We start from the raw sequence: 10538 nt of genomic DNA, 5'->3' as shown, positions 1-10538 counted from the left end.
AACGCGATACGCATGATCCTCAGCTTCCTTTCACTCTCCGCAGCGCCGCCCGGTGCGCCCGGGCGCGCCGCTTCCTGGCCCGGGCCGCCCGCCGGCAGCGCACCAGCTCCTCGCCGTACGGCAGCAGCACGCAGGCGCCGATCGCGACCCCGATGGCCGCCAGATAGCCGGGCGACAGCGGGCGCCGGCGCGGTACCAGACGCCAGGCGTCCGGATCCCCGCGGCCGCCGCGCAGCAGCGACCGCACCTGGTCGGCGTGCAGACACATCAGCGAGGCCAGCCCGCCGAACGGCAGCGACTCCAGAAAGCTGTGGATGTGCTGCTCGACGGGCTTGACCTCCCGGTCGCTGTCGACGGCCGTCCGGACGTCCCACAGCGCCGTCGCCTCGTGCACCGCCGCCGCGCCCAGCTGCACGGACAGCAGCAGCGGGTTGACCTCGTAGCGCAGGGTGAGCGCGATGGGCACGCCCACCTCGGCCATCATCAGCGAGTGGATCAGGGACTCCTTCGTCCCCGCCGTGTCCTCGATCCGGGTCCGCCGGTGCATCGCCCAGTCGGCGAGCCCCGGCAGGAACCATCCGGGCAGCAGCCCGTACAGCAGAAACCGCGTGGTCACGTCGCTCACGTCGGCCGTGGTGCCCTGCGCGATCTCCGCCGCCTGGTCGCGCCTCATGCGCCGCCCACCAGCGCCTCGGCCAGCTGCTGCACGTTCTCGTAGCGGTGCCCGTGCCGCAGCCCGGCCACCGCGTCGATCAGCCCGCCGGGCGCGTTGTTGCGGCGCAGCGCCCGGGCCAGCTCGCCCGGCTTCGCGGGGAAGGCGTGCCGGCTCAGGTGCCGGGCCAGCTCCAGCCGGGTCCGCTCCAGCGACGCCGGGGACCCCAGGCCGCCGACGGGGCCGCTCCAGACCTCGGGGTCGTCCTCGGCGGCCGGCTCCGGGTCGTGCCACTCCTCACTGCGCGTGGGGTGCCCGGACCTGAGCAGACCCTGCAGTTCGTGTTTCATCTCGTCGTCCCGGTGGACGCTCAGCCGGTCGCTGCCTCGCTGCATGTCTCCCTCCAGACCTTCGGGGGTCCGCACCGCGTACCCGAACACCGGAAGCCGACACGGGTTCGGCACACCGGATCGCCACACCCCGCCCTGGTTTGCGCCACGGCCTGGGGGAGACCCGGGTCGCATCCCCCACACCTCCCTGGGGAAGGACCCGCCATGGCGATGCTCGCTGTGCTCATCCCGCCGCTCATGCTCGGAGTGGTGCTCGTTCTGAGCCGGTACGAGGAACTGCTGCTGCCGCAGGAGAACGCCGAACGGCGTGAACCTGGCGGCGTACCCGCACCCGCCGCTTCCGCTGCCGCGGCCGCTTCTCCCGCCCCGGCAGGAACCGCCGCCCCTTCCCCCTGAGGCCCCGCTCGGCCTGCTGAAGCCCTGCTCGACCGTCGATCCCGGTCCGCGTCGGGTCACCCTGCGCGACCGCGGGAAACCTCTCCGGGTTTGCGTGTGAGGCCCCGGGGCAGGCGCCCTTCAGTGCTTCGGACAGGAGGCACGCCCGTGGGAGCGGCGTGAAGCGCCGCCACCGGCGCCCCTGTCCCGCAGCGGATGCGCTTCCACGGTGACGGTCCGACCCAGAGCATCTGCAAGGGAATTGCGACGCATCATGCCGACTCACATGAGCACTAAGCAGCACCCCCACGACGACGCCCCTGACACCGCCGAGGCCTTCCGCAGGCTCGCCGCCCTCCCCGACGGCCCGGAGCGGGACGCGCTCCGCGACGAGATCGTCGAGGCCTGGCTGCCCATGGCGGACCGCATCGCGGGACGCTTCCGCAGCCGCGGCGAGAACCTGGACGATCTGCGCCAGGTCGCGGCCCTCGGCCTGGTCAAGGCCGTGGACCGGTACGACCCCGAACTCGGCAACGCCTTCGAGAGCTATGCCGTACCCACCGTCACCGGTGAGATCAAGCGGCATTTCCGTGACCACATGTGGACCCTGCACGTACCCCGCCGGGTCCAGGACCTGCGCAACCGGGTCCGGTTCGCTTCGCAGGACCTGTCCCAGACCATCTCCGGCCGCCGGCCCACCGTGGCCGAGATCGCCGAGCACGCGAAGATGAGCGAGGAGGACGTCAAGACGGGCCTGGAGGCGCTGGAGAGCTTCACGGCCCTGTCCCTGGACGCGGAGCTGCCCGGCAGCGAGGACGGGTACTCCCTGAGCGACGCGCTCGGGTCGCCGGATCCCGCGCTGGACATCGTCGTGGACCGGGAGGCGGTGAAGGACCGGCTGGCCGCGCTGCCGGAGCGGGAGCGGGCGATTCTCTACATGCGGTTCTTCTCCGACATGACGCAGAGCCGGATCGCCGAGGAGCTGGGGATCTCGCAGATGCATGTGTCCCGGCTGATCAGCCGGTGCTGCGGGAGGGTGCGGGAGCAGGTCATGCGGGATGCGGTGTAGCGCTGCCCCGAGGGGCGACGTCCCACTTCACCCGGTTGGAGGGTGCTGTCCCGCTAATGGGGTCCGGACGCGCGCGGCGGTCCGGGGGGCGGGCTGTGATGGCAGAGGGACATTCTGCCGCCGCCCGAAGGAGTCCCCTCCATGCGCCGCACCGTGCACGCTCTCTCCGTCGCCGTTCTCGCCGGGTCCGCGCTGCTGGGATTCGCACCCGCCGTCGTCGCCGAACCCGCCGCCGAGGTCAGTCCCGCCACCGTCGAGCCCGGGGGGACGCTCACCATCTCGGTCAGCTGCGATCCGACCGGTGGGCCGCCGCCCGACACCATCGACGCCACCTCGCAGGCCTTCGACGAGGGCACCGTCCCGCTGCGCAAGGTCACCGGCAACGACGACAAGGTGTCCGGGCCCGCCTACCGGGGCACGGCCCGCATCGCGTCCGCCGAGAACTTCGAGGGCGATCCGGACGCCCTCGGCGAGGACTCGGCCTGGACCGTCGACGGCACCTGCCCGGCCGCTCCCGGCGGGGAGGGCAAGGAGTGGAGCGCGACGTTCACGGTGGCCCACGGCGGCGGTGGCCACCACAAGCCGACCCACCGGCCCCCGCACCGGCCCACCCACAAGCCCTGCCCCGAACCGCACCACACCCACGACACCGAGTGCGGCGGGGCGGTGATCCAGCGCGGGGTACGGGCCGGTGACGGCGGTGCCTTCACCGACTCCGTGCCGGCCCTGGTCGCGGGCGGACTGCTGATCGCGGGCGCGTTCGGTGCCGCCGCGCACCGGCTGCGCAACCGGGAGAACGACCCCTACCGCTGACCTGCCCGGGCCCGGCCCGCTGACGCCGTGACCGTCACGACCCGGCGGGTGGCCATGGGGCGGCGGCACCCTGGGTACTCGGTGGCCGAGGGCACGAGCCGCACCGTACGGATCACCAGAACACGGCGGCACCAGGCACTGCGGAGGTACGGATGCGGCGGACGGACCCGCAAGGCCACGGCCCGGTCCGGTTCGGGCCGCCGCTCCCCGAGGACGGACTGCCGGTCCTGCCGGAGCTGTCGGCGGTGCTCGCCGCGGCGGCGTCCCGCGGTGTCCACGAGCCGGTCGGCGGCGGCCCCGCGCTGCGGGAGGCCGCCTGCGGCTACTGGGACCGGCGCGGACTGCACTGCGCCCCCGACCGCGCGGCCGCCGGCCCCGGCGCGCCCTCCCTGCTGCTCGCGCTGACCGCCGCCCTCGGCGGTGACGTCCTGGTGCCACGGCCCTGCGCCGCCTGGTGGGCGCCGTACGCACGCCTGCTGGGGCGGCCCGCCTTCCATGTGCCGACCCCGCCCGAGAGCGGCGGTGTCCCCGATCCGTACGCCCTGCTGGAGACCGTGCGCCGGGTCCGCGCCGAGGGCGGCGACCCGCGCCTGCTGGTGCTGTCCGTCGCCGACGACCCCACCGCGACCGTCGCCGCTCCCGAGCTGCTGCACGAGACCCTCGAGGCCGCCCAGGGGGAGGGCCTGCACCTGGTCAGCGACGAGACCTGGCGCGACACCCTGCACGACCCGCACGACACCGTGCTGCTCAGCCCCGCCGAGATGCTGCCCGACCGGGTCACCGTCGTCACCGACCTGGCCGGTTCCCTGCTCCCGACCGGCTGGCCCGCCGCCGTGGCCCGCTTCCCGGCAGGCGACGACGCGGACGGCCTCCACGCGCGCGTGCTCGACGTCCTCACCGCCCTCGACGCCCGCGTCGCCGCCCCGGTCGCCGCGGCGGCCGGATACGCCCTCGCCGAACCGGAACCCGTCACGGCGCGCGTGGCCGCCACCGTACGCCTGCACGCGCGCCTGGCCGCCGCCGCGCACTCCGCCGTCGTCGCCGCCGGTGCCCTCTCCCGGCCCCCGCACGCCGGCCGGCACCTGTACGTGGACCTCGCCCCGCTGCGCCCGGCGCTGACCGCGCACGGGGTGGGCGACGCACAGGAACTGGAGGACTTCCTCTCCGCCCGCCTCGGCATGCCCGCGCCGGGCGGCCACCGCTTCGGCGACGACCTCGAAGCCCCGCGCGTGCGGCTTTCCACCGGCGCACTGCTGCCCGCCTCCGACCCGGAACGCGCGGAATGCCTCACCTCGCCTGCGCCGTTGGAACTGCCGCACGTGCGAGGCGCGTTGATCCGGCTGAAGTCGGTCTTCGACGATCTCCGCGACGAAGCCCAGCGATGGGAGCCTCCTCGATGACGCAGCAGTCCGAGTCGACCACGGGTACGACCACCCAGGACGCCGACGACCCGGCACTCCCGTCCCCCCTCGCGCCCCCGTACCCGCCCCTGGCCGAACCCCGGCCGCCGGCCGAGCGGAGAGTGTGGCCGCGCACCTTCCACGACCGGCTGACCGCCCCGCTCCCCGGCCTGAAGGCCATCGCCCGCTTCGCCCGCGAAGGCTCCGTGAGACCGAGCCCCGAAGGCCTCGCCGACATCCCCCGGCTCCCCTACGCCCCCGGCCCGCTGCCCCGCGTCGACGCCCGCACCATCGCCGTCACCTGGGCGGGACACGCCAGTTGGGTGCTGCGCGTCGGCGGCCTCACGGTCCTCACCGACCCGGTCTGGTCCCGCCGGATCCTCGGCACCCCCGCCCGTATCACCCCCGTGGGCGTCCCCTGGGACGAGCTGCCGCGGGTCGACGCCGTCGTCATCAGCCACAACCACTACGACCACCTGGACGCCCCCACCCTGCGCCGGCTCCCGCGCCACACCCCCGTGTTCGCCCCGGCCGGGCTCGCCCGCTGGTTCCACCGCCGCCGCTTCACCCACGTCACGGAACTCGACTGGTGGGAAGCGGCCGAACTGGACGGCGTCCGCTTCGACTTCGTCCCGTCCCACCACTGGTCCAAGCGCACCCTCACCGACACCTGCCACAGCCTGTGGGGCGGCTGGGTGCTCACCGACCAGGACGGACAGCGTGTCTACTTCGCCGGCGACACCGGCTACGGCCACTGGTTCTCCCGCATCGGCCGGCGCTACCCCGGCATCGACCTCGCCCTCCTGCCCATCGGCGCCTACGACCCCCGCTGGTGGCTCAGCGACGTCCACTGCAACCCGGAGGAGGCGGTCCGGGCCGCCCAGGACCTGGGCGCGACCAGGATGGCCCCCATGCACTGGGCGACCTTCGTCCTCTCGGCGGAGCCGGTCCTGGAGCCCCTCCAGCGCGTACGAGCGGCCTGGGAGAAAACAGGCCTCCCTCGGGAAAACCTGTGGGACATGCCGATCGGCGCGTCAAGGGTGCTGCAGGGAAACTGACCCAAGGGGCGCGGGGAACTGCGCGAGCAACCACAGACAACCCGCACCCCGAAAACCACCACAACCCCTACGGCGCTACCGCACCCGCCGCCACACAGCCGGCACCGCGCTGATCACCAGCGTCAGCGCGATCGCCGCCACCACGCCCTCCCACGGCTCAGCGAACAGCGACCCCCCGAGAATCCCGATCAACTGATACGTCACGGCCCACGCCAGACACGCCGGCAGGTTCCCCCGGGAGAACCGCCGCAACGGCCACTCCGCCAGAAGACAGGCCAGCATCACCGGGATACGCCCCGCCGGCACCAGCCGGGACAGCACCAGCACCGCGACACCGTGCGCGGCGAGTTTCTCCTGCGCCTGGGCGAGCCGGTCCTCAGGCGCCCGCGCCCGAAGCGCCTCCAGCCAGCGCGAGCCGTTCTTCGACCTCAGCCCGCGCCGCCCCAGCCAGTACAGCGTCGCGTCCCCGAGGAACGCCGCCACCGACGCCGTCAGGAACACCATCATCAGGGAGAGCGGCGACGCCTGGTGAAAGGCGACCACGGCCGCCGAACTCACCAGCGCCCCCGTCGGAATCACCGGCACCAGCGCCCCGGCCAGCACCAGCAGGAAGAGCGTCGGATAGCCGACCGCCTGCTGTGTGGACGTCGGCACGATCGACGCCGGGGTGACGGCCGACGCCGCGAGCAAAGGCAGACCGGCCTGCGCCATGGGCGCGATCCAGGTCACCGCGTCCCCTTCAGGCGCACGCTCTCCCCGTGCCCGAGCCGGTGCACCGCCACGTCGGGTGCGCGCGCGGCCGCCAGCCGTACGAACTCGTCGCCCGGCGCATGGAACTCGTGGGGGCGCACGGCGTCCATCCCGATCGGCCAGTACGTGCCGTAGTGCACCGGCACCGCGCTGCACGGCGCCAGTTGCGCCAGTGCCTGGGCCGCCCGTCCCGCGTCCAGATGTCCCTCGCCCAGGTACGGTCCCCAGCCGCCGACCGGCAGCAGCGCCACCTCGACCGGCCCGACCTCCTCGGCCATCGTGTCGAACAGCCCGGTGTCCCCGGCGAAGTAGGTCCGGGCCTCGCCGGCTATGACGTAGCCGAGCGCGGGGGCGCGGTGCGGTCCGAGCGGCAGCCGCCGCCCGTCGTGCCGCGCGGGCACGGCCCGTACGACCACGTCGCCGACCGGGGTCTCGTCCCCGGGCGCCATCTCGCTCACCCGCAGGTGCGCGAGCCGGCGCAGTCCGGGCACCGCCCGGCGCGCGCCCCGGGGCACGAGCAGGCGCGTGCCCGGAGCGAGCCGCATCAGCGAGGGCACATGCAGATGGTCGGCGTGCAGATGCGAGACCAGTGCCACGTCCGCGTCCAGGGCGCCGGACGGCGGCAGGGCTCCGCGCCGGCGCCGCAGGTGCGCGAGCCGGCGTGCGAACAGGGGATCGGTGAGCACGCGTACGTTCGAGTCCTCGACCGTGCAAGTGGCGTGACCCCACCAGGTGATCTCCACCGGCACTTCTTTGCCTCCTTCGCGCGACTCCCCGAAGCCTACGGGCAGGAGTAGGGTCGGCGGCGAAACCGGAGGTGAGGGGGGACGCCATGGTGCCGGTCCGGGTCACGGCGATCGCGAGTCTGACGCCGCTGGAGGAGCTGGACGACGATCCGTTCCTGGTCGACTCCCGCAGCCAGCACGCGATGTGCGCCCGCTGGGCCGCCGAGCGCGGCTATGTGGTCAGCCGGGAGTTACTGGTCCGGGGGCTGCGCCCCGATCACGGCGCCCTCTGGGACGGCGTCCGGCCCGGCCTCGACCTGTTCGTGGCGCCCAGCCGGCGGGTACTCGAGAGCGCGCTCGCGTCCGTGGAGGAGTTCACCGCGCAGTGCGCGAAGCGCGGGGTGCGCGTCGAGACGGTGGGGCACGCGGAGCCGGCGTACGACGCGGCGATGAAGGCGTGCGTGCACCGCCGGCTGTCGATGCCGACGGCCGGCTACGACGGACGCTGACGCACCGGAAGCGAACGGCGTGCCCTCGGCCCTGCCGGGCGGTGCCAGGGACAAAAGGTGATCCCCGGGCGTTGTGACAGGGTGGACGAGGGCTCGCGGCGGCGGGCCGGGACGTGAGGTGGCTGGGCGTGCGGGGCGTGCGGTGGCGGCGGGTCGCCAGTCAGATCGGGCGGAGCGTCGCCGTGTGGGCGGTCTCCACCGTCACCCTGCTCCTGCTCGCCGGGATCCTGCCGGACTTCAGGCTCCGGTCGGCGGACGGCGACAGCGCCACCGACATCGCCGTCACCGCCGCGTTCGGCGCCGGCGCCTTCGGTCTGCTGTCGGCCGTGGTGTGGCCGCTGCTCGTCCGGCTCCTGCTCCTCGTACCGGCACTCGTGCTCGGGCTGCTGGTGTTCTTCCTGAACGGCGCGCTGCTGCTGCTCGCCCTGCGTCTCAACCCCGCCGAGCGCGGCGCCGCCGCCCCGGAGACCGCCGTCGTGGTCGCCGCCGTGATGTCCGCCGTGGCCTCCGCCACCGGCGCCGCCCTGGCCGTACGCGACGACGACGCCTACCGCCGCAGGCTGTACCGCCTCTCCGACCGCCGCCGCCGGTCCGGACCGCCCAGCCCGTCCAGCCCCGGCACGGTGTTCCTGCAGCTCGACGGCGTCGGCCACGACGTCCTGCTCGACGCGGTGGCCAAGGGCCTGATGCCCACCGTCGCCCGCTGGCTCGACTTCGGCGACGGCGGCCGCTCCACCCACCGCCTCACCCCCTGGCGCACCGACTGGTCCAGCCAGACCGGCGCCAGCCAGCTCGGCATCCTGCACGGCAGCAACCACGACGTCCCCGCGTTCCGCTGGTACGAGAAGGACACCCGCGAGGTGGTCGTCTGCAACCGCCCGACCAGCGCCGCCGAACTCCAGCGCCGTGCCGTCGGATACGCCGGGCACGGCGGCCTGCTCGCCGTCGACGGAGCCAGCCGCGGCAACCTGTTCAGCGGCGGCGCCGAACAGCAGGCCCTCGTGCTGTCCATCGCCACCCGCCGCCGCAGCCGTGAGAACCGCTCCCGGGCGGGCTACTTCGCCTACTTCTCGGATCCCGCCAACGCCGTGCGCACCGCCCTGTCCTTCGTCGCCGACGTCGGCCGGGAGATCGGCCAGTCCACCCGGGCCCGCCTGCGCAAGCAGCGCCCGAGGGTCTCCCGCGCGGGCCTCTACCCGTTCGTGAGGGCCTTCGCGACGGTCGTCGAGCGGGACGTCGTCGTCGCCTCGGTCACGGGCGACATGCTCGTCGGCCGCACCGCCGTCTACGCCGACCTGGTGGCCTACGACGAGGTCGCCCACCACTCCGGCCCGGCGAGCCGCGACGCGCAGAAGGTCCTCGAAAAGCTGGACCGGTCGCTCGCCCTGATCGAGAACGTCGCCGAGCACGCCCCGCGCCCCTACCGGATCGTCGTCCTGTCGGACCACGGCCAGAGCCCCGGCGAGACGTTCCGCTCCCGCTACGGCCTCACCCTGGGCGACCTGGTACGGGCCGGCTGCGGACTGCCCGTACCGCGCGGGGCGGAGCGCACCCGCAGCGGGGCCGAGGCCCGTGCCGCCGTGCGTGCCGCCCTGCGCATCCCGGTCGAGGAGGGCGGCGAGCGGCACCGCCCCGCGCGCCGCTCCGAGCCCATCGTGCTGGCCTCCGGCAACCTCGGCCTGGTCTCCTTCCCGGACGTCACGCACCGGATGAGCAAGGAGGAGATCGACGCCCGCCACCCCGCGCTGCTGCCGACCCTCGCCAACCACCCCGGCATCGGCTTCCTGCTGGTCCGCAGCGACGAGCACGGCGGCGTCGTCCTCGGCGCGAACGGCGCCGAGATCCCGCTGGCCGGCCTCGACGACGACCCGGGCCCGCTCGCCGCGTTCGGGCCGGGCGCGGCCGACGCGGTGCGCCGTACGCACTCCTTCCCGCACACCGCCGACATCATGGTCAACTCCTTCCACGACCCGGCCGACGGCGAAGTCCTCGCCTTCGAGGAGCAGATCGGCTCCCACGGCGGGCTCGGCGGCGCCCAGGGCAGACCCTTCCTGCTGTCCCCGCTCGTCCTCTCCGCACCGGTGGCGGACGGGGCGGAACTCGTCGGCGCCGAGCACGTCCACCGCGTCCTGCGCCGCTGGCTGCGCGAGTCGAACGGCCCCCAGGTGCCGCTGGAGAGCAGCGAGGAACGCGCGGCCTGAAATTCGGGGCGTACGCGGACGCGGCGCCACGGGTGTGATCGGATGGGGGTACGGGACCCGGAGACGGGCCCCACCGCGAGTCCGCACGCGAAAGGAAGAACCGTGGCTACCACGCGCTCCGCACACACCGTCTGGGAAGGCAGCCTGCTCGAGGGCAACGGCGTCGTCACCTTCGACACCTCCGGTGCGATCGGCGAGCAGCCGGTCACGTGGGCGTCGCGCGCCCAGGAGGCGAACGGGAAGACCAGCCCCGAGGAGCTGATCGCCGCCGCCCACTCCAGCTGCTACTCCATGGCCTTCTCCAACATCCTGAACAAGGCCGGGACGCCGCCCACCAAGCTCATCACCTCCGCCGACGTCTCCTTCCAGCCCGGTGAGGGCATCACCGGCATCCACCTCACCGTCGAGGGCACCGTCCCCGGCATCGAGGAGGCGGCCTTCCTCGCCGCCGCCGAGGAGGCCAAGACCGGCTGCCCGGTCAGTCAGGCGCTGAAGGCCACGCCCATCACGCTGACCGCCAAGCTCGCCTGACCGGACACCACCCCGGGGGGGGGGGGGGGGGGGGGGGGGGGGGGGGGGGGGGGGGGGGGGGGGGGGGGGGGGGGGGGGGGGGGGGGGGGGGGGGGGGGGGGGGGG

General features: G+C 74.2%; 12 protein-coding genes. 8 read left to right on the top strand and 4 right to left on the bottom strand.

The genetic code is table 11. The features are described from left to right. Positions 1-19 precede the first annotated feature (19 nt). Both ACZ6I3_RS39260 and ACZ6I3_RS39255 read right to left on the bottom strand, forming a co-directional pair. A complete protein-coding gene (locus tag ACZ6I3_RS39260) occupies positions 20-673 on the bottom strand; it encodes a hypothetical protein (protein ID WP_059254276.1) in 654 nt (217 codons plus the stop codon). Next, complete coding sequence (locus tag ACZ6I3_RS39255) at positions 670-1047, bottom strand: DUF2795 domain-containing protein (RefSeq protein ID WP_469421112.1); 378 nt, start codon at positions 1045-1047, stop codon at positions 670-672. Before ACZ6I3_RS39255 ends, ACZ6I3_RS39260 begins: the two co-directional genes overlap by 4 nt. Before the next feature lie 159 nt (positions 1048-1206). Here ACZ6I3_RS39255 and ACZ6I3_RS39250 point away from each other — a divergent pair, with 159 nt between their 5' ends. From ACZ6I3_RS39250 to ACZ6I3_RS39230, 5 genes are all read left to right on the top strand, one after another. Continuing rightward, a complete protein-coding gene (locus tag ACZ6I3_RS39250; protein WP_469421111.1) occupies positions 1207-1398 on the top strand; it encodes a hypothetical protein in 192 nt (63 codons plus the stop codon). Positions 1399-1651: 253 nt separating this feature from the next. Further along, positions 1652-2446, top strand: coding sequence for an RNA polymerase sigma factor SigF (locus ACZ6I3_RS39245; protein WP_469421110.1), 795 nt, complete (start codon positions 1652-1654; stop codon positions 2444-2446). Positions 2447-2587: 141 nt separating this feature from the next. Next, positions 2588-3259 carry a hypothetical protein gene (locus tag ACZ6I3_RS39240; RefSeq protein WP_469421109.1) on the top strand — a complete coding sequence of 224 codons (672 nt, stop codon included), beginning with the start codon at positions 2588-2590 and terminating at the stop codon, positions 3257-3259. 152 nt (positions 3260-3411) lie between these two features. Further along, the gene (locus tag ACZ6I3_RS39235; RefSeq protein WP_469421108.1) at positions 3412-4659 is read left to right on the top strand and encodes an aminotransferase class I/II-fold pyridoxal phosphate-dependent enzyme; all 1248 of its coding nucleotides are present in this window, start codon (positions 3412-3414) and stop codon (positions 4657-4659) included. Further along, positions 4656-5717, top strand: a complete 1062-nt coding sequence (locus ACZ6I3_RS39230) for an MBL fold metallo-hydrolase (RefSeq protein ID WP_469421107.1) — start codon at positions 4656-4658, stop codon at positions 5715-5717. Before ACZ6I3_RS39235 ends, ACZ6I3_RS39230 begins: the two co-directional genes overlap by 4 nt. A gap of 75 nt (positions 5718-5792) precedes the next feature. Here ACZ6I3_RS39230 and ACZ6I3_RS39225 read toward each other — a convergent pair whose 3' ends face one another. Then, on the bottom strand, positions 5793-6428 hold the full coding sequence (locus ACZ6I3_RS39225) for a DedA family protein (RefSeq protein ID WP_469421113.1): 636 nt from the start codon (positions 6426-6428) through the stop codon (positions 5793-5795). A gap of 14 nt (positions 6429-6442) precedes the next feature. Next, positions 6443-7216, bottom strand: a complete 774-nt coding sequence (locus tag ACZ6I3_RS39220; RefSeq protein ID WP_469421106.1) for an MBL fold metallo-hydrolase — start codon at positions 7214-7216, stop codon at positions 6443-6445. 83 nt (positions 7217-7299) lie between these two features. On the opposite strand from ACZ6I3_RS39220, the gene ACZ6I3_RS39215 reads away from it, so the two are divergent. From ACZ6I3_RS39215 to ACZ6I3_RS39205, 3 genes are all read left to right on the top strand, one after another. Further along, positions 7300-7701 carry a hypothetical protein gene (locus tag ACZ6I3_RS39215; RefSeq protein ID WP_469421105.1) on the top strand — a complete coding sequence of 134 codons (402 nt, stop codon included), beginning with the start codon at positions 7300-7302 and terminating at the stop codon, positions 7699-7701. A 128-nt stretch (positions 7702-7829) separates the two neighbouring features. Continuing rightward, positions 7830-9902, top strand: a complete 2073-nt coding sequence (locus tag ACZ6I3_RS39210) for a phage holin family protein (protein ID WP_469421104.1) — start codon at positions 7830-7832, stop codon at positions 9900-9902. Positions 9903-10004: 102 nt separating this feature from the next. Continuing rightward, on the top strand, positions 10005-10433 hold the full coding sequence (locus ACZ6I3_RS39205) for an OsmC family peroxiredoxin (RefSeq protein ID WP_399016408.1): 429 nt from the start codon (positions 10005-10007) through the stop codon (positions 10431-10433). The last annotated feature ends 105 nt before the right edge of the window (positions 10434-10538 follow it).

This window comes from Streptomyces sp. NPDC041940 (assembly GCF_055589465.1).
Note: the sequence above shows the minus strand (reverse complement) of the source record. Positions and strands in the feature narration are given on the sequence as shown.